Origin of the sequence: Pseudomonas sp. AM14(2022), from assembly GCF_036346455.1 — a bacterium.
GTDB classification, from domain to species: Bacteria; Pseudomonadota; Gammaproteobacteria; order Pseudomonadales; family Pseudomonadaceae; genus Aquipseudomonas; species Aquipseudomonas putida_A.
The window spans coordinates 420,030-440,473 of record NZ_JAOTNY010000004.1 but is presented as its reverse complement, the minus strand read 5'-3'; the positions used below and the strand labels follow the sequence as shown (position 1 = coordinate 440,473).

The following is a 20,444-nucleotide window of genomic DNA, read 5'->3' as shown; positions in this document are numbered from 1 at the left end:
CGGTTCGGATACCGAGTCGGTACACAGTCGATCTCAAATCCGTACGACTGCCGCCGATGGCCGGTTATCTAAAACCGGCATTGGAGCCAGCCCATGGTCAGCATCACCTCCGTTTCGATCAATCAGACCGTCAGCACCGCCACCAGCAAAACCAGGATCAGCGACGCCAGTGACGACACCTCGACCCCTGCCACCAGCAGCACTGGCGTCAGCGCCGATACCAGCAAAGTGGCGGCTGGCGGGGGCGCGGCTCCGGCAGGCGACAGCAGTTCCGACAGCAGCGGTGAATCGGATTCGGTGAAAGCACTGCGCAAGCAGATCGCCGAGTTGCAAAAGCAATTGCAGGAACAGCAGCAAGCGCTGCAAGCGGCTCAGGCCAAGCAGGAAGACGCTGATGCCAAGGCTGCCGACGTGGCCTCCGCCGAGTCGCAAATCTCCAGCACTTCGGCTTCGTTGCAGACGGCCACGGCGGCGTTGTTGCAGGCGTTGCAGGATTCCGGATCGAGCAGCTCGGGCTCGCTGGTCAGCACTTCGGCTTAAGCATCACGCGATTCCCCTGTAGGAGTGAGCCTGCTCGCGATAGCGGTATATCTGCCTTATTCATGGTGACTGACACACCGCTATCGCGAGCAGGCTCACTCCTACAGAGAACTGCGGTGTGTTTCAGAGGGTTGGCAGGCTGAAGGTGAACAGCGTGCCGCTCTGTGCGGTGGACGCTACATGCAAATGCCCGCCATGGGACTGGGCGATCTGGCTGGCGATATACAGCCCCAGACCGAGCCCGGCCTGGGGCGTGCTGGCGCTTGGGCGCGAGTATGGCTGGAACAGATGCGGCAAAACCGCCTCGGGAATATGCCCCTGATTCTTCACCCCCAGCATCAGCGCACCGTGCTCGACTTGCGCGATGACCTCAATGTCGCCCTCCGGGTCGCCATGGGCCACGGCATTGGCCAACAGGTTCGACAGCAGTTGAGCGATCCGCGCGCGGTCACAGGGCAAGCCCTGCAAGTCGCCGATGGACGCACGAATTGTGCGCTGCGGATGCACATTGCGAATCTCCGTCACCACTTGCTGTACGGCTTCGGTCAAATCCGCGCAGGGCTGGATATCCACCGGAATACCCTTGCCCAACCGTCCGCGAGCAAAGTCGAGCACGTCATCCACCAACCGCGTTGCCCTTTGCGCACTGCCAAGGATATTGCGTATCCGCACTTCGATGGCCGGATCCGGATGCTTGCGCAGAAGCATTTCAGCGCCGGCGCTGATGGCGAACAACGGGTTGCGCAAGTCGTGGCCGAGCACGGCGATGAACTGTTCGCGCAACTCGGCGGTTTCGCGCTCCTGCAACAACGCGGTTTCGGTGCGCTGCGCGTTTTCCTCGGCTTCGATCTGCAATGCGAGCATCCGCGCGAACGACTCCATGGTGCTCTGGATGCTGCTGGACTTGAGTTGCGCGGGGTTCGGATCGAGCGCGCAGATCGTGCCGAAAAACCGCCCGTCAGTGCGGAACACCGGCACCGAGATATAACTCTCGAATTTGTACAGGCGCGGGGTGTGATGATCGCGGTAGAGCGGGTCTTCGCTGGCCTTGTCGATCACCACCGAGGTGTGCGCAGCACGGATTTCATGGCACAGCGTGGTGACCACATCCAGCTCGCCACCAACCTGCAGGCCGAAATCCAGCTGATCGAGGACCGCGCAGGCTGTCCACGAATCCTCGGTAACCCGCGCTACGGCGGCAAAGCGCAGGCCGGTCAGTTCGCGGATCACTTGAAGGATCGCCGGAACCGCGCTGATCCGTCCGATTGTCGCGATGTCTGCTGCCGCTGTCTGCCTCATGCCCATCGTTCTCGGCTGCAATCGTTATCTGATGGTCGCCATACTAGCGGTCTGATGGCGGTTTTGGCATCCCTTCAGGCTGCATCCGCGTGATTCGCCGGGCAACGGACGCAAAAAAGCCGCACGATCGCTGATCGTGCGGCTTTGCTTTGGCGGTGTATCAGGTGTCTTGCTTGTTGCTCAGCACTTTGCCAGTGGTGGCGTCGAAGTCGACGTCGAACTCTTTGCCGTCGGCGGTTTTCAGCTCGACTTCGTACTCGTAACCGTTGAAGTGGTTATCCAGATCGGTGTCGGTGATGGTCGCACCCGGGTGCAGTTTCAGCGCTTCGGCGTTCATCGACTCCAGCGACTTGATCTTGCCGGATTTGACCAACTCAGGGATCTGGTCGACACGCACATCGGCTTGGGCCAGGCCAGCAGTCAGGGTCAGGGCTGCGGCGGTAAACAGGGCAGTCAAAGTTTTCATCGGGTCATTCCTTGGGTTGTTCGTTGAAGTGGGCTCAGGTTAACCACCGCAACTTAACTCACCCTTAAAACCCCACATCGCGTGCAGCGCTCTTGTAGGAGTGAGCCTGCTCGCGATGCGGACAACCCGGTCTGCCGATCAGAACCCGTTGTTCTTCAACACCTGATCAACACTGGCCGTCGCCGGACGCTTGTAGAACTTCAACAGTTCGCTGGCACGGTTGGTGAAGATGCCATCAACCCCGGCCGCCATGACTTTCTCGAAGTCCACCGGCTCATCGACGGTGTACACGTGCACCAGCATGCCCTGATCGTGGGTGTACTGGTTCATCCACGGTTGCACCAGATCCGAATAGCTCTGGTCGCCACTCTTGGTCAGCTTCGCCGAAGGGCCGGTGCCGATGGCGCCGTGAGCCTTGGCGAAATCAACCCACTGTTTGAACTCGGCGTCGGACTTCGGCTCCTGCTTGCCGTAGAACACGTTTTTGTCCTTCTCGCCGGACTCGGCAAAGGTCACCTTCGATTTCGGCTCGATGCTGCCTTCGCCGACCCACAGCAGCAGGATTTTCGGCACTTGCGGCATTTCCTTTTGCAGCAGTTCGAGGCTGTTCTTCTCGAAAGTCTGCAGGATCACCTTGCCTTTGCCCTGGCCGACGGCCAACTCGCTTTTCGCCAGTTTCGAACCGGCCGGGCTCAGCCAGCCGCGATCTTGCAGCTTCTCTTTCAGGTCATGCTCGATGCCCGGAAACAGCTGCGGCTCCTTGGTTTCGATGTACAGGCCCGGTTTGTGTTTCGGGTTGGCCTGGGCGATGTCGATGATTTCATCGAGGGTGAGGATTTTCAGCCCGGCGTAGGACGGACGCGCGCGATCCGGGTAAGCCTTGTTGTACCAGCTGCCGGCGTCGAGGGTTTTCAGTTCGGCCATGGTGAAGGCGGTGGCCGGGCTGTCCTTGCGCTCCGGGAACTTGGTCGCGACGTCTGTGGTGCGCTGCAGGTTGTTATCGTGCAGGGCGAACAGCACGCCGTCCTTGCTGCGCTGCAAATCCATTTCCAGGTAGTCGGCGCCGAGGTCGCGGGCCAGTTTGTAGGAGGCGGCGGTGGACTCCGGTGCATCAAAGGACGCGCCACGGTGAGCGATCACGGCTGGATGCGGGATGCCATGGGCGGCGGCAAGCGCGTTGACGTCAGTCTGGGCGGCGTGGGCCTGGCCGAGACCGAGCAGCAGGCTCAGCATGAGGGCGCTTTGGGTGAAAGTGGCGGGCATGTTCGAGTTCCTTTCGCAGGGCATTTTCAAAGACGTACCTTTTAACAACTGAATCGATTGGGTGCTATCGCCAGACCGACATAAACGTATTAAAAGCGATTTTTCCTGCACTTTTGTGGCGCGGTTTGCAGTACGCTTGCCCTCGGCAGACGCTCCGGCAGAGGGCGCGCCGATTCTGTTGCCCTGCGTGTAAACCATCGATGATTTTTCGTGAGGTTTACCATGCGCATCACTTCCCAACTCATCTGTCAGGCCGCCGATGACCTCAAGGGTTTTGTCGGCCTCAACCGCAAGACCGGCCAGTACATCGTGCGATTCAGCGAAGATTCGTTCGGCATGGACGTGGCCGATGACGGCATTATTCCTGTGAATGAATTCGTCTGGGCGCCGGCCTCTGAGACGACCATGACCTTGAAGCGCGAGCTGATTCAGTTGTTGCTGGATCAGAACATCGATGAGCGGATCAACATCAGCGAGCCGTTGCGGGTGTACATGAGCAAGGTTGAGGTGCCGGAGATTGTGGCGGTGCGCAGTCTGGTGAAGGGCTGAAGTTTTGTAGTGGCTGTTCCGGCCTCTTCGCGAGCAAGCCCGCTCCCACATTGGATCTGTGGCGTTCACAAATCCCTGTGGGAGTCAGCCTGCTGGCGAGGCCAGTGAGAACACCACCAAATTCAAAACCCAAACGCGGTACCTGTGGGAGCGGGCTTGCTCGCGAAGAGGCCAGTCAGCGCGCCGCCAAAGTCACTGCCCAAACCGGTACTCCCGCTCCACCCGACACACCCGGGTCTGAAACTTCGAATACCACTGCGCCCGCCCGCGCGCCTGAATCACCCGGTGCTCCGGATGCTCGCGCCAGGCCAGAATCGCCGCCTCGCTCTGCCAGTACGAAATGGTGATCCCGACCCCGTCTTCCCCACGAATCGAATCAATGCCGAGAAACCCCGGTTGCTGGCTGACCAGTTCCATCATCCGTTCCGACGCCGCCGCATAACCGTTGTCACCCTCGGTGCGGGTCGAGGTGAAAATCACCGCAAAGCAAGGCTCGTTCGGCTTCATGGACGTTGCTCCGCACACGCTTCGACGAACGCCCGCACCAGTGGCGGAACCAGGCCCTTGAGCGCCGCACGTTCCGGTTGAAACAGCGTGGCGACAAAAAACACATGGTCAGTCAATTCGATCGCGCGCAAGTCGCCAGCCGAATCATGCCCCACGGCGCGTAGCTGATGGCTCAGCAATTCTTGTTCGAACTGCGGATTCACTCCGAATCGGCAGCGATAGCCTTCGTGAATCTGCGACGTTTCGTACGCCTTGGCGATCAACGAGCCGGCGACCAGGTGAATGCTGTCCACCGCCTCCACCAACGAACAGGTCAGCGGTGTGAGCACGGCTCGCGGTGAATCCGGCGATGTTTCGCCATGCTCGGCATCGGCCCAGCCCAGCACATTGCGGGAAAATTCCAGCAGCGCATGCTGAAAACCACCGCAGGTGCCGAGGAAAGGGCGCTGTTGTTCGCGGGTAAAACGGATGGCCCTGAGTGCACCGGCCTCACTTTTGTAGGGGCTGCCCGGGACGCACCAGAAGCCGTCAAAGTGATCCAGCGCAGTGTCGGCGTGGATCTGCTCGGTGGGCAGCCATTCGAATTGCACATCGCGGCCGCTCTGCTCGGCGATCAGGCCAAGGGCAACGGGGATCGCTTGGTGGGCGGTGACTTGCGGATCGTGATCGCCGATCAGGGCGATGGAAATGGCGTCCATGGGATTTCCTTGATTTGAGTGAGTGATGAACCTCTGTGGTGAGGGTGTGCAGTTGTCGATCACCGGGGCTCACTATAGATTGGCGTTCACGCACTCAATATTGGCGTTTCCCCAAGTGATCAATGCAGCGACGCACTATCGACTCGACTACCCGGATCTGGCGCTGATCCTCGCGTTGGTGCGGGGCGGCTCTCTGGCCCGGGCGTCGCAGCTGCTCAGGGTAGATGTGTCTACGGTGTTTCGCGCAGTGCGGCGGCTGGAGTCGGCGCTCGGTCAGCAGTTATTCGAAAAGAGCCGCGCCGGTTACCTGCCAACCACCCTCGCGCAGACCTTGGCCGAGCAAGCCGAGCGCGCCGAACAGGCACTGGAAGCGGCGCGAATCGGTGTCGAGCAGGGCGGCGAAGTGGTCAGCGGCACGGTGCGCCTGACCTGCACCGACTCGGTGCTGCAAGGCCTGCTGTTGCCGGCGCTGGCGCAGTTCATGCCGAACTATCCGGCGTTGACTCTCGAGCTGAGCACCTCCAACGATTTCGCCAACCTCAACCGCCGCGATGCCGACATCGCCCTGCGCCTGACGCGTACGCCGCCAGAGCATCTGGTCGGACGGCAACTGGCGAAGATTTCCTACCGGGTCTGCGCCAGTGCGCGTTATCTGCAAAACGTCGATGCAACGGATCTGGCGACGCTGACCTGGATCGCCCCGGACGAGTTTCTGCCGGATCACCCGACCGTTGCCTGGCGCCGCCAGCAGTTGCCCGGCGTGACCCCGGCTTATCGCTGCAACAGCATGCTGTCGGTGACTGAACTGGTGCGCGGCGGACTCGGTGTGGCGGCGTTGCCGGATTTTCTGATCACTGAAGGTTTGCAGGCCCTCAGCGAACCGCTGCACGGCTACGACACCGCGCTGTGGTTGCTGACCCGCCCAGATTGCCGAGCATTGCGCTCGGTGGTCACGCTGTTCGATGAACTGGGGCGGGCACTGCGGTTGCCATGATCAGCGTTGCGGGTTCTGGCAGATGTGCGCATGCAGTTCGCGGGTCAGGCCTTCGATGCGTTCGGTCAGGCTCTTGGTCATTTCGGTGAGGCGGGTGTTCTGCTCCAGCAGTTCGAGCAGTTGCGCGGTGGTCTGCGCGGCCTGCGCCTGGCGCTCACTGTTGGCCACCGCCAGCGCTTCACGGTGTTGCGCGTCGGCGTCCGATTGCGCCTTGTCCCGCGCGGCTTGCCGGGTTTGTGCCAGCAGGATCAACGGTGCGGCGTAGGCCGATTGCAGGCTGAACGCGAGGTTCAGCAGAATGAACGGGTACACGTCGAAAGTGGTGATCCCCGTCGCATTGAGGCACACCCACAACAGCACGATCAGGGTTTGTGCGCCAAGAAAGGTCGGCGTGCCGAAGAACCGCGCGAAGGCCTCAGCGCGCAAGGCGAACGTGTCGTTGCCGAAGGTGGTGTTGAGGTGGGCGTGGGGGCGGTGGAAGCGCAAGTGGTCGACGGGGGCGGGCGCGGGGACGTCGGGTTTTTCTGTGGTCATGATGGGCTCGGCAGGACTTGGGACTGAAGGTCACTATAGTCCTGCATCGAGGCTTATGGCCCTTTCGCGAGCAGGCTCGCTCCTACAGGGGAACGCATTCCAATGTGGGAGCGAGCCTGCTCGCGAAGGCCGCGACGCGGTCTCTCAGCCCGGCGCCCGCTCATTGGCAAACATGCTCACCGCCTGCACCGCTTCACTGGCGCCATCGCGGATCTGCAGAATCACGCTGCCAGCCTGATCCGCCAGTTCAACGCCTTGCGCCGCACGCCCGCGAGTGCCCTCCATGCTCTTGATCGCCTGACGGGTTTCGCTCTGAATCAGGCCGATCATGTTGGAAATCTCCGCCGTCGAACCGCTGGTGCGCGCCGCCAGTTGCCGCACCTCGTCCGCCACCACCGCGAACCCACGCCCCTGATCACCGGCACGCGCCGCTTCAATCGCTGCGTTGAGCGCCAGCAGATTGGTCTGGTCGGCAATCGCGCGGATAGTGTTGACGATCGCGGTGATCTGCTCCGAGCGCTCGCCAAGTTGCGCGATCAGCGTTGATGACTGCGCGATATCGTCAGCGATTTCGCGCATCTCACTGGCCGCCTGCTGGATCACCTGAGTGCCTTGCTCGGCGACTTTCCGGGTTTCCACGGAGATGTGATAAGCAGCGCTGGCGCTGCGCGCATCGTGCTCGTGCTGCTCGACGCGGGCGGTGACGTCCGTGGCGAATTTCACCACTTTGCACAACCGCCCGGCAGCGTCGTATACCGGGTTGTAGTTGGCCTCCAGCCACACACTCTGGCCGCGCTTGTCGACGCGTTCGAACTGACCCTGAAACAGCTCACCCTGATTCAACCGCCGCCAGAAATCCTCATAGGCGCTGCTGTTGACCAGCTCCGCGCGGCAGAACAAACGGTGATGTTTACCCTTGAGTTCAGCGAGCGTGTAACCCATGCGCGTCAGAAAATTCTGGTTGGCGGTGAGAATGCCGCCGTTGAGGTCGAATTCGATCACCGCCATCGCCCGGTCGATCGCCTGCAGCTTGGCGTTGGCCTCGCTTTCCTGCTGGACCTTGGTCGTCACGTCCATGGCGAACTTGACCACTTTGACCACGCGTCCCGACGCATCCTTGATCGGGTTGTAGTTGGCTTCCAGCCATACCGGCTGGCCCTGGCTGTTGATCCGCTCGAAGGTACCGGACTGGAACTGGCCGTTTTTCAGGCGCGACCACAGTTCGGTGTATTGCGCGCTGCGGCCAAACTCCGGAGTGCAGAACAAGCGATGAGGCTGGCCGATCACCTGTTCGGCGCGGTAGCCCATGGTTTTGAGGAAGTTGTCATTGGCCTTTAACACTACGCCTTCAAGGTCGAACTCGATCACCGCCATGGAGCGATTGATCGCTTCAAGCAGGCCGTTCTGTTCGGTGATGGTGTGTTGAAGGTCGTTGAGTTCGGACTGGTGGCGTTTGAAAAACATAGGGGCAGTACCTGGAAGTAGGGAAAGACGAGGTTTGTGTCCCTGTTTCCGCGCTGGCAGAGCAAATGCTGGATGAGCATTTGTCATTGACTGCAAAGTGCCAGCATCCAGGCTGACGAGCTGATCTTATACAAACTGCGTTGAGTTGTACAAGAAATTGCGAATCAACCTGTTTGCAGCCTTTTCAAGGCTGAGAGAGGGGGGGGCGTCTTCTTAGCCCGGACTGCTCAGCGCCACGCTGATGGTGTTGCGCCCCGTGTGTTTGGCGGTGTACAGCGCTTTGTCGGCGTCATCCAGCCAGGCAACCGCGTCGCTGTACGACGGCTGAAACCGGGCCAGACCGATACTCAGGCTGACGCGCAGCTCTGGCACATCCGGGTGCCGATATTGATCCATCGCCTGACGCAATCGTTCCATTTGCGCCTCGGCTTTATTGAGTGGCTGGTCGGGCAGGATCAGGCAAAACTCGTCGCCGCCATAACGGCCGGCCCGTTCACCTTCGGCCAGCAGCCCTTTGAGTGCCTGGCTCAACTCGCGCAGCACGGCGTCGCCAACGATGTGCCCATAGTTGTCGTTGATGGTCTTGAAATGATCGATGTCGATCAGCGCCAGAATGTCCTGGGTGTTGTTATCTCGGCAGCGGGTGAAACGCGTATGGAGCAGATCCTTCCAGGCGCCGTGATTGAGCAGCCCGGTGAGGCTGTCGGTGCGGCTCAGGTCTCTGAGTGCACGTTTGTGTTGTGCAAGTTTGATCGCCAGTTGGTAACTGACCATGCCCAAGGCCAAGGGGTACAAGGTCAGCATCGGCAGGCAGGCCCAAACCTCGATTTGCGTCATCGTCAGGCTGAACTTGAAGCCGAACAGTAAACAGCCCAGCAGCACGCCGGCGATTTGGGCCAGGGCACCGAGCAGGAACAGACGTCGTCCACCAGCGGCTACATTGTTCATGGTCATCATCGACAGGATGGTCACGGTGGTCAGCGGATTGAACTGAAAGCACGCGGTCCAGAACCCCCCGCACAATGAGTCGTACAACAGGTTGCGGCGTTCGGCGTGGTAGGGGAAGGTCGAGCGGGTCGAAATCTGATAGGCCAGATGCGGCCAGATAAAACCGTTGAACACCAGCAGCGCCCAGAGCCAGTTCGGCATGTGCAACGGATACAGCGCGGCCGCGACGCTGAAAAAGCCGACACCCAGACCGATAATCCTGGGCAGATAAATGCGTCTGGCGAATGACAAGCCTTTGCCGCGTTGATTTTCCATGATGTCCTGCGCCAGATTCATCCTGAAATACTTTGAAGTGTTTTTTCAGGTTGACCGTTCGTCGGTCAATTGTCGGACATTGTCATTTATTCCAACGGGAATAATCAGTGTCCTTCCGAGCCATTTAATCGTGGCGGGGCGCAGGAGAAGGCCGGTTTAGAGCTGATATCTGGCCAGAAACATCTCCATGGCCGACTCGGCCACGGCTTTTTGCGTGTCTGCATCCAGCGGCGGCAGGCCCATGGAAATCTGCGGCCAGAAACCGAACGACTTCAACAGCCCTTGCACCTGTTGCGCGGCGAATTCTGCGTTCACGGTTTTCAGTCGACCATCCGCCAGCGCCGCGCGAATCCACACCGTCAGGCCCTCTTCGCGCTCGCCCATGCGCGCCACCATGTCCTGCGCGCGCTCCGGGGAATGAATGGTGGCGGCAATCGCCACCCGTGCCAGCCCGAGAAAGTTGTCATCGGCCATCATCTGCAGTTTAGCCAGCAACATGGGCAGCAGTTGCTCGCGCAACGGCTGATCCGCGCGATAGGTCACGGCTTGCTCGTCGGTAATCCGTGCCCAGAGTTGGTTGAGAATTTCGGCGAACAGCTCTTCCTTGCTGGGAAAATGGTTGTACACCGTGCGCTTCGACACCCCGGCGGTGGCCGCGATCTTGTCCATGCTGGTGACCTCGAACCCGTTGGCACGGAATTCGGCAATTGCCGCTTGGATGATGGCTTCGCGTTTGCGGTCGGTGAGGCGTTGTGGAGCTGTCATAAGTACGCTTCGGCAGAGAAGGGGTGGAATTACACTTGGCAGTTTACTTGTCATCACGTTTCATGCAACCTAGAAACTACACCGCCCAGTGTAATGTTGCGTTAATCCGCGCAACCTAAAAACAGACAGTTCGGCTGATGCGTGCGTGCCTTGGCCATTTATCGTCCCACCGTGAAAAACCGTGAATTGCGCGGTTTTTCTGGAGTCTCTCAGTCATGGCCAATCCAGATTTTTCTGCGGATCAAACTTCCACGCCTGAAGCCTCTCGCCAGGATCAAGGGCTGTTCCGTAACCATGCGCCAGTGCAGCGCGAAGGTGGGCGCAAGATGCTGCGGATCATGTGGAACATGATCTTCCACAAGCCGCGCAATACCCGCCCGGCCGCCGCGATCCCCGTGCAACCGCTGACCCGTGAAGACCTGCTGGCGGCACCCAACCACAGCGTCTACCGCCTCGGTCATTCAACCTTGCTGCTGAAAATGCGCGACAAATTCTGGATCACCGACCCGGTCTTCGCCGAGCGCGCCTCACCGGTGCAGTGGGCCGGGCCCAAACGCTTTCACCAGCCGCCGATCAGCATCGACCAGTTGCCACCGATCGAAGCGGTGATCCTGTCGCACAACCATTACGACCACCTCGATTACCAGGCGGTACTGAAACTGGCGGCCAAAACCAACTATTTCCTGACCCCGCTGGGCGTCGGCGACACCCTGATCAAATGGGGCATCGACGCCAGTAAAGTTCGCCAGTACGACTGGTGGCAGGGCACCGAAATCGCCGGCATCCGCTTCGTTGCCACTCCCTCGCAGCACTTCTCCGGCCGCAGCCTGTTCGACAGTAACAGCACCCTGTGGGCCTCGTGGGTGATGATCGATGGCGATACGCGGATCTTCTTCAGCGGCGACAGCGGCTACTTCGACGGCTTCAAACGGATCGGCGAACAATACGGCCCGTTCGATCTGACCCTGATGGAAACCGGCGCCTACAACGTCGAATGGCCACACGTGCACATGCAACCCGAAGAAACCCTGCAGGCGCACCTCGACCTCAAGGGCCGCTGGCTGTTTCCGATCCACAACGGCACCTTCGACCTGGCGATGCACGCCTGGCATGAGCCGTTTGACCGGATTCTGGCGCTGGCCTGGGAGCGTAGTGTTTCGATTACCACGCCGCGAATGGGCGAGGCGTTTAATTTGATGCAGCCGCAGCGGGGGCACACGTGGTGGCTGGATATGGAGCAGGATGTGTCGGAAAACGCCCCAATTGCTGGTAGCGGCTACAAGTCGGGATGACTTTTCCTACTGTCGGTAGTCCAGCTGGCTGACAGCTCTTTCCTATGTCCTCGGTAGGCTTGGTCGCGAGTGAATGAATCACTCGTGATTAGCCTAAACAAGGACGATAGACATGACGCATTTCTTCAAACGTCGCGTGAATACGCTGACGAAATCCATATTGGTCGCACTGGCAGCGACAGGAGTCGCTGCCAGTGCCCATTCGGCCACTGATCTTCATTACGCCAGCGTCAGTGAACTCAGCAAAATGATGGCCGACAATGAGCTCACTGCTGTTGAGCTGGTTGAACACTTTCAACAGCGAATTGCCGAGCTGGACAAGCAAGGTCCTGCTATCCACGCCATCGTCGAACTGAATTCACAAGCCATCGAAATAGCTACCGCGCTGGATAACGAGCGTAACGAGGGACAGTCGCGTGGCCCGTTGCATGGTATTCCGGTGCTGCTCAAAGACAATTTTGATACCGCCGACAGCCTGCAAACCAGCGCCGGCTCCTTGGCCATGGTCGGCCAGCCGGCAGCCAACGATGCTTTTGTGGTTAAACAGTTACGGGATGCCGGCGCGATTATTCTGGGTAAAGCCAACATGAGCGAATGGGCTTATGTGCGGGAAATGGGGTTACCCCATGGTTGGAGCGGACGTGGTGGGCAAGGGAAAAACCCGCATGCACTGAGCGAGGAAATCTGCGGTTCCAGTTCTGGATCGGCCGCTGCCGTGGCTGCCGGTTTCGCGCCGATCTCCTTGGGCACGGAAACCAACGGTTCGATCACTTGCCCGGCATCGGCCAATGGCGTAATCGGCGTCAAACCCACCTTGGGTCTGTTCAGTCGCACCGGGGTGGTGCCAATCACCCGTCTGCAAGATACCCCTGGTACTTTGACACGTACTGTCCGTGACGCAGCGTTGATGTTCAACGTGTTGCAAGGCACGGATGCGACAGACTCCGCGACATCGATCGCCCCGACAGGAATCGACTACACCGCTTTACTGGCAAACGATGCCCTGCAAGGCAAGCGTATCGGTTATCCCGCCGCTTACGAGGGAACGGACGGCGTGGTTCTGACTCCCGGAGTGGAGTTTCAGAAGGCAATGATCACACTCGAGAAACAAGGTGCGACGCTCGTGCCAGTGACCGTTCGTTTACCTGATATCGATAATTTCGTACCCGGTCTGATGGGCGCGATGAAGTACGAATTGCCTGAATATCTCGTCAGCCGTTCCGGTCTGCCGATCCAGTCGTTGCAGGACCTGATCGACTTCAATCAGCTCAATCCCGGCAAGGAGGGCTATGGGCAGGCCACGCTCGAAGCGATGAATGCGCTGGATATGACTCACGAACAGGCCAGCGGATCGATCTTGAGCATCAGCAAAAACTTCAAGGACGCCATTGACGAGCAACTGCGCGAACACAACCTCGACGCAATGGTTGCCGAAGCGGATGGTTACTCGCAATTTTCTGCCGCAGTGGCTGGTTATCCGGCGGTAACCCTGCCATCGGGCATGAGCGCTAACGGTATACCCACGTCCGTGTTCTTTTTCGGCAAAGCATGGAGCGAGCCGCAATTGTTCGCCATGGCCTACAGCTATGAACAAGCCTCGGCCGAGCTGCGGCACCCTGCGTTCAAGTAATCATTCCACCTAAGCAAAATCCCCACGCTCTGCAACGTTCTGTTGCATGGCCTGGGGATTCAATTTGCGACCCGGCGCAAACCCGGGAAAAAACACCAACCCCTGTGCCTCAAACCGATAAGCCAACGCCAGCCGCGTCGCATCCGCCACGTCCTGCTGCGCTTCAAACCGCTGGATATCATCCACCGCAACTTCCGCCTCGCGCGACAGTTGTTCCACGCTCCAGCCCAGCATCGCTCGGGCCTGGACGCAGTGCGTCGGGGTGAACTGGAAAAGGGCAATGCGTTCGAGGATGTGGTTCATCGCAAGAGAGGCCATGGTGTGCTCCGGGCTCAAGAGTGCTGATTGAAAATGTACTGTGTTTTTGTACAGTTGTTTTCGGCCGGGATCAAACGCATTTTTTGATTTGCCCTAGTTCGCCGCCTCCAACCAGACGGACGGTGCCTGTCCGAGGATGCGCCGGAACATCGTCGAGAACGCCGCCGGGCTCTCATAACCGAAGTCCAGGGCGATCCGCGTCACCGCTTCACCGGCCGCCAGCCGCGCCAGCGCCAGCACCACGCAGGCCTGTTGCCGCCATTGGCTGAAGCTCAACCCGGTCTGCTGCCGAAACAGTCTGTTGAAGGTGCGCAAGCTTATGTGCAACTGCCCGGCCCAGTGTTGCGGCGACTGATGGGCGTCGGGTTGATGCAGAAAGGTCTGACACAAAGCCAGGAGCTTTCCGTCAGTCGGCAGCGGAATGTGCAAGGGCAAGGGCGCACTGCGCGCCAGTTCATGCAGCAGCAGGTCGATCAGTACGCCGTCGCGTCCTTCGAGGTCATAAGTCAGCGGCACTTCCACGGCTTCCATCAACAAGTGCCGCATCAACGGTGAAACGCTGATCACTTGGCAGCGCTCGCCCAAATCCACCGCGCGCGGCTCGATGTACAAACTGCGCGTACTCACGCCGAGCATCAGCACCTCATGCGCCACTCCCGGCGGAATCCACACCGCTCGTTGCGGCGGCACCACCCAGTTGCCGTCATGGGTACGAACCTGCATTACCCCGGTCGCGCCGTACAACAACTGCGCCCGCCGATGCGTATGAAATGGCAACAGATGGCCGTGGGAATAATCCGTACCGATCGCCACCACCGGGCGCGGCGTGTCATCCAATTGACTGATCGAAATATTGCGCATCGAGGGCGTCCCAGTGATTGGCGTAAACGCAAACATTATTGGCTGAGTTGCTGAGGCAGGCCAAGCCGCGTCGCTCTATCGTCGACCGCTCCCCAATACAGGAAGACGCGCCATGTTCTACTTCCTTCTGACTCTCTTCGGCTGTATGACCGGCATCACCGCCGTGCTCTTCGGCTTCGGCGGCGGCTTCGTCGTCGTGCCGTTGCTCTACCGCATGCTCAGCGCCAGCCACGGCGCCGACGACCCCATCAGCCAATCGGCCATGCACATCGCCGTCGCCACCTCGACCTGCGTGATGATCGTCAACGCCCTGATCGCCACCGACAAACACCGCCGCGCCGGCAACCTGATCCGCCATTACCTGTGGCCGCTCGGCGGCTTCATCGCCCTCGGTGCGATCATCGGTGCGATAGCCGCGGTGTGGGTCAGCGGCGAGGTCATTCGGTACGCCTTCATCGCCTACCTCGGCGTCACCATCATCGACTGCTTGCTCAGACGCGGCTTCCTCACCCGCAGTGAAGGCGTCATCCCACGCCGTTTGGATCGCAAGGAAATATCCGCCGGCGGTGTAGGCATCGGCGCCATCGCCACGTTTCTCGGCGTAGGAGGAAGCGTCATGACTGTGCCGCTCCTGCGCCGCTGCGGACTGAGCATGTCCCAGGCCACGTCCATGGCGAACCCGTTGAGCGTGCCGGTGGCAGTGGCCGGGACGTTGACGTACATGGCACTGGCCGGTTTCAGCGAGACGGATCTGGGCGCGTGGTTTGTCGGGTATGTGGATTTGCTGGCGTTTGCGGTGCTGACGCTGGGGTCCTTGGTCGGTATTCGGTTAGCCACACCGTCGATCGGGCGAATACCGGATCGGGTGCATGCTTGGGTATACATCGCACTGCTGATCATCGTGATGCTGGGCATGCTGCTCAAGTAGAGCCTCGATTCCTGCGCGCATCCTCTGCATACTTCGCAGCCTCATTCATTCAGGGATCGATCCATGCTCAAGGGACTGCTGCGCCTGGCGCCATACGCTGCGGCGCTGTTCACACTGATTTCCACCGCCCATGCCGAAGATGGCCGACGCGTGTTCACCGGTACGCTGGGCAAGATGCCGATTGTGGTGGAGCTCAACACCACGCAGCAGGACGAAGTTACCGGCCGCTACTTCTATGAGAAGTATCACCGCGACCTGGAGCTCAGTGGCTCGCTGCAAGACAGCACGTTGAATCTGGTTGAGGGTAACAACCGCTATGGCGACGACAAACCGTTGCCAACCTTGAAGCTGGAAGAAACTGCCAATGGCTGGCAGGGCGAGTGGCAAAACCCCAAGGGCAAGAAGCTGCCGGTGCAACTGACCGAAGCCAAACTTCCTGCGCCGAGCGCAACTACGCTGCCCTTTATTGCCACTTTGCCGAAGAACGATTCCTACGAGTATTTGCGCTTACAGGGGCTCAAACTCAAACCGGAGAAGAAAGAAAACTTCATGGGCTACGACCTGCAATGGTGGACGGAGCCTGAGTCGAAGATTTCGCTGTTCAGTGTCGAGTCCGGCTATACGAAAGAAGAGCAGCAGCGGATCAACAACCACTTGCTCGGACGGCTCTGGACTGAAGTCATCGACTATCACCGCTGCATGATGGATGGCGGGGAATACGCCGAATTCGATCAAGGTGCTGCCCCTGAGTTTCTCTCGCCCGACGTGGTCAGCCTGGACATCTCCACCGGTTACAGCTGCGGCGGTGCCCACCCGGATTTTGGCAGTTCGCCAATCAACCTCGACGTCCACACCGGCGAATTGTTGAAACTCAAAGATGTACTGTGGATTGGTGAACCGAATAGCGCGGCCACCGAATACGATCAGCTGAAAGTCATGGCGCCGTGGCTGGTCAAACAGTTCACCACGTTCTATCCCCAAGAGATGAAGAAGCCCGCGGAAGATGACGGCAGTTGCGATTACACCGATGAAAGTGTCTGGGGCTATTCCAACTGGCACTTCACACCGAAGGGGATTTACCTGGGCGCTTACTTCGCCCGTTACCAACGTAACTGCGATAACCCTGATTGGTCAGTGCTGCCGTACTCGCTGGTCAACCAGCACCGTGGCGCAGCCAAACTGCAGTTACCCAAAGGCTAACCGTCACGCCAACCCCGGCGCCTCCCGCACAATGAAGTGATCCAGGTTCTCGATGTTGGCACTGAACACCCCGAACGTCTGTTCGGGGTTCTTTTTGCTCGGCACCTGCTTCAACTCCGGCGTTACGCCATAGAAGAAACAGAACAACTCCTTATCACTGTCGATCGCGTGCTTGATCTCTTCCAGAAACGCCTTGCGCTTGCGGTAGTTGTCGATCAACTTCTTGCTCAAGTAAACGTTCACCGAATACGGCTTCTTCTTCGCCTCATCCGCCTGCTTGAACCAGACCTTCTGCTCGAAATCGATGCGAAAACTCTGGGTGTAATCCTTGATCTCCTTGATCTTGCCCCAGTAAATCAGCCCCTTGTTGTCCGTCAGATACTCGATCTTCTTGAAGAACGAGCCATAAGGCGCGGTATGCTCACCGATCTTCAACGGCATGCGCTTAAGCAACTCCTTGTCGGCGAAGTTCGACACAAAACACTCCACCGGATGCGCAAACACACTGGTCTTGTCCGGCGCCGTCTCACTCCCCGGCGACTCCCTGGAACTCACCTGCGCCACCCGCACCGGATCATCCCGCAACACATCCGCCGCTCCCGCAGGCGCAGCAGGCTTGCGCACATACTCACGCCGCGCCAGCAACAACTCCGACGGAAAATGCTCCTCCCGCCCGTCATCCACCTCGCCATCCGCCGCCTCAACTCCCGACGCCGACGCCTTCAAACTCGCATACGGACAACCCGCTACATGCCGCGTACCGGGCAAGTTTTTGAAGTGCGGTGTACGCACGTAATTCACGTTCTTGGCGTTGAACGTGCCCAACTCGTTCGACGCATCAAACGCCGAACGACAGGCATCGTTGGGGCACTGGAAGTGTTCCTTCGCAGAATCGAACGCCACCGTCTCATCGAAATTGAGATCGCGAACGTCATAGATCGACAACTTGTCGTCGAGGCTGAGGCAGTAGGCGAGATCGAATTTCATGGCGGGGCTCGGATCCTTGAGTGGGGGAGGGGTATTAATAGCGGGAGGCGGCGCGGGTTGCACTGATTGTTTTCAGGATGATGCGGAATCTGTGGGAGCCAGCCTGCTGGCGATTCCAGGCATCAACCAGATTTCAATCCTCACCCCGCAACTGCGGGCCACACATCCCCCCTGTGGCGAGGGAGCTTGCTCCCGCTGGGCTGCGAAGCAGCCCCAAGCATTTTGAAGCACAAAAAAACCGCTGCTTGAACCTCAAACAGCGGATCTTGAAACCCTCAGCAACCACGCAACAATCGCGAAGCCTTACGCCACCAGGTCTCCTGTCGATTGAACGGATCCTCCGCCAGCAAACGAGGCATATCCCGCAACCGAATCCACGGCTCGTCCTGCCAGTGCAGCGTACTAAGCGACATCTGCGGCCAACTCAAGACACTCAGCGTCGGCCGCTCAACCGAGCGCGCCGGACGAGCATCGCGCAGCGCAGGCACGACATGATGCGTCAGCCACTCGCGAAGCTGTCGATACTCAGGACAGTAGTGATAGATCAGCAGTGCATACACACCGGACTCACTCACCATCATGTGGTCCTCGGTTTCGCCATAGATCTCCACGCACATCATCTGACGCTGATCAGAGTCGAGTTTGCGCAACTGGCGCTCATCGAGATGTTTGCCCATCAATCGCCCCAGCTCATGGACGCAGAACCACGCCTGGTTCTCGACCAGAAGGGCGTGCAGGTGGGTTTTGTTGCGGGTGAAACGAGTCGGGAGAAGTGGTTCAGACATGGCATGCCTCCAGACCTGAAAGCACGGGATTCGAATGGCGAGTACAGCGAATCACCTTCATCATGAAGGTTGGATAGTCAGGCATTTCCATTTACCTCTGGCTGCTTTCTTAGGGCATTCGTTAGGGTGTCGGGAGCTAAGAAACCCACCAGAGACGGGCCGGACATATTCCCCTTTCGGGTCTTGTATTCGCCCACTCCCGACATAACGGGATTTTTCGCAGGCGTAGAGAAACCGCAGACGAAAAAAAGCCGCATGACTGTCGGGTGCGGAGGGCCGCTCTGGTTTGTAGAGTTTCTTAGGCTCGGAGCTGAGGGTAGGGGGGAACAGGGATGGTCGTCAACCAGCGACTTTTCCTACTTATCGTGAGGTAAAACGAAATCTGGACAATGGCGCAGAGTAAATTATGCTGTGTTTATATCCAGTGTTTGGTCTCCGCTGTTCTTCCAATTCACCCAACCCGTGTCGCCATGACTGATCTCACGGATTACGGGAAATTTCATTTACTTTGGAGTTTCTAGGGCTAGAATGGTGACCATTCGTCACAGCTTTGACCCAGAGGAAATTCCGGCTCATGAATCTTTTTGAAACAGCATCTTTTGAATCCTTGAGCGAAACGACCTCGGATTCTTATGAGCCTGAAACCCATCCTGTTACCGACCTTGCGTTACTGCACAAGCTGCTGGAGATCTACGACCAAGGGCAGTTGGCCGAAATTCTCAACGATGTGAGCCCGAGTCATTGGTGCCGTGAAACCATCAATCGATGGATCAAGGGCAAGGCTTCGCCGAAGCTTTCCCACATTGAGTTCACTCGCCTCAAGGATCTGCTGCCCAAGCGTTTGAACCACAAACCTTCATTCACCTTTATCGATCTCTTTGCCGGTATCGGTGGTATCAGAAAAGGGTTTGAAGCCATCGGCGGCGAGTGCCTGTTCACGTCCGAATGGAACAAGTACGCGGTCAAGACCTACAAGGCCAACCACTTCTGCGATCCGGCTCGTCACCGCTTCAATCTCGACATCCGCTCGGTCACGCTTTCGGACAAGCCCGAGGTCAGCGACGAAGAAGCGTACAAGAACATTGATCGCGAAATTCCTGATCATGATGTCCTGTTGGCAGGTTTCCCATGCCAGCCGTTCTCGCTTGCAGGTGTTTCCAAGAAGAACTCTCTGGGGCGCAAGCACGGTTTCGAATGTGAGACCCAAGGCACCCTGTTCTTCGACGTAGCGCGGATTATTGCCGCGAAACGCCCGGCTGCATTCTTGCTTGAGAACGTGAAAAACTTGAAAAGCCATGACAAGGGCAATACGTTCCGGATCATTTGCGAAGCGTTGGATGAGTTGGGTTATGAGGTAGCAGACGTGAATGCACCTAAAGGCTCAGACCCGAAGGTCATCGATGCGAAGCACTTTGTCCCTCAGCATCGTGAGCGAATTGTACTGGTCGGTTTCCGTCGTGACTTGAATGTCCACCAGGGATTCACTCTAAGCGACATCAGCAAGCTCATACCGAAGCACCGACCTAGCTTCGGTGATCTGCTTGATAAGGAAGTGGACGAAAAATATATCCTCACTCCTAAGCTCTGGGATTATCTCTACCGATATGCCGAGAAACATCGCGAAAAGGGTAATGGTTTTGGCTTTGGTCTTACCCGTTCAAACGATGTCGCTCGTACGCTTTCGGCGAGATATCACAAGGATGGTTCGGAAATCCTGGTTGACCGTGGGTTTGTCGATACTTTGGACTTCAACAATGAATTGAATCAGCTCAATCGCCCGCGCCGACTGACTCCGCATGAGTGCTCGCGCCTGATGGGTTTTGACAAGCCGGGGGAAAGCAAATTTGTGATTCCTGTCTCCGATACCCAAGCCTATCGACAGTTTGGGAACTCTGTGGCGGTTCCAGTTTTTGAGGCTGTGGCTCGGTTGATGAAGGACCGCATTTTGGCGGCGAAGGAAAAAACTGCTGACAAGGAGCGTCCTCAGCTGGAGTTTGCTCTTCCTGAATAATGCGCTGCCTTCTCTCTTGAGCGGTTGATGTTCAAAAGCCCTGACATCAATCGCAGGGCTTGGCGTCATCACCTTATCCCTATCTTGAGG

General features: G+C 58.5%; 20 protein-coding genes and 2 pseudogenes. 8 read left to right on the top strand and 14 right to left on the bottom strand.

The window, feature by feature from the left end; translation table 11 throughout:
* The first annotated feature begins 93 nt into the window (after positions 1 to 93).
* On the top strand, positions 94 to 540 hold the full coding sequence (locus tag V3W27_RS11545) for a hypothetical protein (RefSeq protein WP_330206630.1): 447 nt from the start codon (positions 94 to 96) through the stop codon (positions 538 to 540).
* A 123-nt stretch (positions 541 to 663) separates the two neighbouring features.
* Here the strand turns inward: V3W27_RS11545 and V3W27_RS11540 are convergent, their stop codons facing one another.
* The 3 genes from V3W27_RS11540 to V3W27_RS11530 form a co-directional block, all read right to left on the bottom strand.
* Positions 664 to 1,839 (bottom strand): GAF domain-containing sensor histidine kinase, encoded by a 1,176-nt coding sequence (locus V3W27_RS11540; protein ID WP_330206629.1) that lies wholly within the window; start codon positions 1,837 to 1,839, stop codon positions 664 to 666.
* A 160-nt stretch (positions 1,840 to 1,999) separates the two neighbouring features.
* Positions 2,000 to 2,305 (bottom strand): PepSY domain-containing protein, encoded by a 306-nt coding sequence (locus V3W27_RS11535; RefSeq protein WP_007917758.1) that lies wholly within the window; start codon positions 2,303 to 2,305, stop codon positions 2,000 to 2,002.
* Between the two features lie 138 nt (positions 2,306 to 2,443).
* Positions 2,444 to 3,568, bottom strand: coding sequence for a glycerophosphodiester phosphodiesterase (locus V3W27_RS11530; protein ID WP_330206628.1), 1,125 nt, complete (start codon positions 3,566 to 3,568; stop codon positions 2,444 to 2,446).
* Between the two features lie 222 nt (positions 3,569 to 3,790).
* On the opposite strand from V3W27_RS11530, the gene V3W27_RS11525 reads away from it, so the two are divergent.
* Positions 3,791 to 4,117, top strand: a complete 327-nt coding sequence (locus V3W27_RS11525) for a DUF2025 family protein (RefSeq protein WP_247267093.1) — start codon at positions 3,791 to 3,793, stop codon at positions 4,115 to 4,117.
* A gap of 192 nt (positions 4,118 to 4,309) precedes the next feature.
* On the opposite strand, the gene V3W27_RS11520 is transcribed toward V3W27_RS11525, so the two are convergent.
* The gene (locus V3W27_RS11520) at positions 4,310 to 4,624 is read right to left on the bottom strand and encodes an antibiotic biosynthesis monooxygenase family protein (protein ID WP_027612609.1); all 315 of its coding nucleotides are present in this window, start codon (positions 4,622 to 4,624) and stop codon (positions 4,310 to 4,312) included.
* Entirely contained in the window at positions 4,621 to 5,322 is a 702-nt protein-coding gene (locus tag V3W27_RS11515) for a CTP synthase C-terminal region-related (seleno)protein (protein WP_330206627.1), read from the bottom strand. Before V3W27_RS11515 ends, V3W27_RS11520 begins: the two co-directional genes overlap by 4 nt.
* Before the next feature lie 52 nt (positions 5,323 to 5,374).
* Here V3W27_RS11515 and V3W27_RS11510 point away from each other — a divergent pair, with 52 nt between their 5' ends.
* Positions 5,375 to 6,316: a LysR family transcriptional regulator gene (locus tag V3W27_RS11510; RefSeq protein ID WP_330206672.1), complete on the top strand. Its 942-nt coding sequence runs from the start codon at positions 5,375 to 5,377 to the stop codon at positions 6,314 to 6,316.
* Here the strand turns inward: V3W27_RS11510 and V3W27_RS11505 are convergent, their stop codons facing one another.
* From V3W27_RS11505 to V3W27_RS11490, 5 genes and pseudogenes are all read right to left on the bottom strand, one after another.
* The gene (locus tag V3W27_RS11505; RefSeq protein ID WP_027612612.1) at positions 6,317 to 6,850 is read right to left on the bottom strand and encodes a DUF1003 domain-containing protein; all 534 of its coding nucleotides are present in this window, start codon (positions 6,848 to 6,850) and stop codon (positions 6,317 to 6,319) included.
* A gap of 144 nt (positions 6,851 to 6,994) precedes the next feature.
* Positions 6,995 to 7,432, bottom strand: a pseudogene (locus V3W27_RS28135) (methyl-accepting chemotaxis protein); the annotation flags it as partial.
* A 108-nt stretch (positions 7,433 to 7,540) separates the two neighbouring features.
* Positions 7,541 to 8,224 (bottom strand): annotated as a pseudogene (locus V3W27_RS28130) (PAS domain-containing protein); the annotation flags it as partial.
* Positions 8,225 to 8,527: 303 nt separating this feature from the next.
* Positions 8,528 to 9,577, bottom strand: a complete 1,050-nt coding sequence (locus V3W27_RS11495; RefSeq protein WP_027612614.1) for a diguanylate cyclase — start codon at positions 9,575 to 9,577, stop codon at positions 8,528 to 8,530.
* Positions 9,578 to 9,733: 156 nt separating this feature from the next.
* Positions 9,734 to 10,342, bottom strand: a complete 609-nt coding sequence (locus V3W27_RS11490) for a TetR/AcrR family transcriptional regulator (protein WP_027612615.1) — start codon at positions 10,340 to 10,342, stop codon at positions 9,734 to 9,736.
* Between the two features lie 215 nt (positions 10,343 to 10,557).
* On the opposite strand from V3W27_RS11490, the gene V3W27_RS11485 reads away from it, so the two are divergent.
* Positions 10,558 to 11,634 (top strand): MBL fold metallo-hydrolase, encoded by a 1,077-nt coding sequence (locus V3W27_RS11485; protein WP_330206626.1) that lies wholly within the window; start codon positions 10,558 to 10,560, stop codon positions 11,632 to 11,634.
* 112 nt (positions 11,635 to 11,746) lie between these two features.
* A complete protein-coding gene (locus tag V3W27_RS11480) occupies positions 11,747 to 13,264 on the top strand; it encodes an amidase family protein (protein ID WP_330206625.1) in 1,518 nt (505 codons plus the stop codon).
* 9 nt (positions 13,265 to 13,273) lie between these two features.
* Here V3W27_RS11480 and V3W27_RS11475 read toward each other — a convergent pair whose 3' ends face one another.
* The gene (locus tag V3W27_RS11475; protein ID WP_027612618.1) at positions 13,274 to 13,582 is read right to left on the bottom strand and encodes a hypothetical protein; all 309 of its coding nucleotides are present in this window, start codon (positions 13,580 to 13,582) and stop codon (positions 13,274 to 13,276) included.
* A 93-nt stretch (positions 13,583 to 13,675) separates the two neighbouring features.
* Positions 13,676 to 14,443, bottom strand: a complete 768-nt coding sequence (locus V3W27_RS11470; RefSeq protein WP_330206624.1) for an AraC family transcriptional regulator — start codon at positions 14,441 to 14,443, stop codon at positions 13,676 to 13,678.
* A gap of 112 nt (positions 14,444 to 14,555) precedes the next feature.
* Here V3W27_RS11470 and V3W27_RS11465 point away from each other — a divergent pair, with 112 nt between their 5' ends.
* Together V3W27_RS11465 and V3W27_RS11460 are read left to right on the top strand one after the other, a co-directional pair.
* Positions 14,556 to 15,371, top strand: coding sequence for a sulfite exporter TauE/SafE family protein (locus tag V3W27_RS11465; RefSeq protein WP_330206623.1), 816 nt, complete (start codon positions 14,556 to 14,558; stop codon positions 15,369 to 15,371).
* 63 nt (positions 15,372 to 15,434) lie between these two features.
* Positions 15,435 to 16,571, top strand: coding sequence for a hypothetical protein (locus V3W27_RS11460; RefSeq protein ID WP_330206622.1), 1,137 nt, complete (start codon positions 15,435 to 15,437; stop codon positions 16,569 to 16,571).
* A 3-nt stretch (positions 16,572 to 16,574) separates the two neighbouring features.
* Here the strand turns inward: V3W27_RS11460 and V3W27_RS11455 are convergent, their stop codons facing one another.
* Both V3W27_RS11455 and V3W27_RS11450 read right to left on the bottom strand, forming a co-directional pair.
* Positions 16,575 to 17,558 (bottom strand): hypothetical protein, encoded by a 984-nt coding sequence (locus tag V3W27_RS11455; RefSeq protein WP_330206621.1) that lies wholly within the window; start codon positions 17,556 to 17,558, stop codon positions 16,575 to 16,577.
* 275 nt (positions 17,559 to 17,833) lie between these two features.
* Positions 17,834 to 18,343, bottom strand: coding sequence for a BRO-N domain-containing protein (locus V3W27_RS11450; RefSeq protein WP_330206620.1), 510 nt, complete (start codon positions 18,341 to 18,343; stop codon positions 17,834 to 17,836).
* Positions 18,344 to 18,917: 574 nt separating this feature from the next.
* Between V3W27_RS11450 and dcm the strand changes: the two genes are divergently transcribed.
* The gene (dcm, locus tag V3W27_RS11445; protein ID WP_330206619.1) at positions 18,918 to 20,354 is read left to right on the top strand and encodes a DNA (cytosine-5-)-methyltransferase; all 1,437 of its coding nucleotides are present in this window, start codon (positions 18,918 to 18,920) and stop codon (positions 20,352 to 20,354) included.
* Positions 20,355 to 20,444: the final 90 nt, after the last annotated feature.

Coding starts and splice junctions, on each gene's coding strand:
- V3W27_RS11545 (WP_330206630.1), top strand. CDS start 94: ATGGTCAGCATCACCTCCGTTTCGATCAATCAGACCGTCAGCACCGCC.
- V3W27_RS11540 (WP_330206629.1), bottom strand. CDS start 1,839: ATGAGGCAGACAGCGGCAGCAGACATCGCGACAATCGGACGGATCAGC.
- V3W27_RS11535 (WP_007917758.1), bottom strand. CDS start 2,305: ATGAAAACTTTGACTGCCCTGTTTACCGCCGCAGCCCTGACCCTGACT.
- V3W27_RS11530 (WP_330206628.1), bottom strand. CDS start 3,568: ATGCCCGCCACTTTCACCCAAAGCGCCCTCATGCTGAGCCTGCTGCTC.
- V3W27_RS11525 (WP_247267093.1), top strand. CDS start 3,791: ATGCGCATCACTTCCCAACTCATCTGTCAGGCCGCCGATGACCTCAAG.
- V3W27_RS11520 (WP_027612609.1), bottom strand. CDS start 4,624: ATGAAGCCGAACGAGCCTTGCTTTGCGGTGATTTTCACCTCGACCCGC.
- V3W27_RS11515 (WP_330206627.1), bottom strand. CDS start 5,322: ATGGACGCCATTTCCATCGCCCTGATCGGCGATCACGATCCGCAAGTC.
- V3W27_RS11505 (WP_027612612.1), bottom strand. CDS start 6,850: ATGACCACAGAAAAACCCGACGTCCCCGCGCCCGCCCCCGTCGACCAC.
- V3W27_RS11495 (WP_027612614.1), bottom strand. CDS start 9,577: ATGGAAAATCAACGCGGCAAAGGCTTGTCATTCGCCAGACGCATTTAT.
- V3W27_RS11490 (WP_027612615.1), bottom strand. CDS start 10,342: ATGACAGCTCCACAACGCCTCACCGACCGCAAACGCGAAGCCATCATC.
- V3W27_RS11485 (WP_330206626.1), top strand. CDS start 10,558: ATGGCCAATCCAGATTTTTCTGCGGATCAAACTTCCACGCCTGAAGCC.
- V3W27_RS11480 (WP_330206625.1), top strand. CDS start 11,747: ATGACGCATTTCTTCAAACGTCGCGTGAATACGCTGACGAAATCCATA.
- V3W27_RS11475 (WP_027612618.1), bottom strand. CDS start 13,582: ATGGCCTCTCTTGCGATGAACCACATCCTCGAACGCATTGCCCTTTTC.
- V3W27_RS11470 (WP_330206624.1), bottom strand. CDS start 14,443: ATGCGCAATATTTCGATCAGTCAATTGGATGACACGCCGCGCCCGGTG.
- V3W27_RS11465 (WP_330206623.1), top strand. CDS start 14,556: ATGTTCTACTTCCTTCTGACTCTCTTCGGCTGTATGACCGGCATCACC.
- V3W27_RS11460 (WP_330206622.1), top strand. CDS start 15,435: ATGCTCAAGGGACTGCTGCGCCTGGCGCCATACGCTGCGGCGCTGTTC.
- V3W27_RS11455 (WP_330206621.1), bottom strand. CDS start 17,558: ATGAAATTCGATCTCGCCTACTGCCTCAGCCTCGACGACAAGTTGTCG.
- V3W27_RS11450 (WP_330206620.1), bottom strand. CDS start 18,343: ATGTCTGAACCACTTCTCCCGACTCGTTTCACCCGCAACAAAACCCAC.
- dcm (WP_330206619.1), top strand. CDS start 18,918: ATGAATCTTTTTGAAACAGCATCTTTTGAATCCTTGAGCGAAACGACC.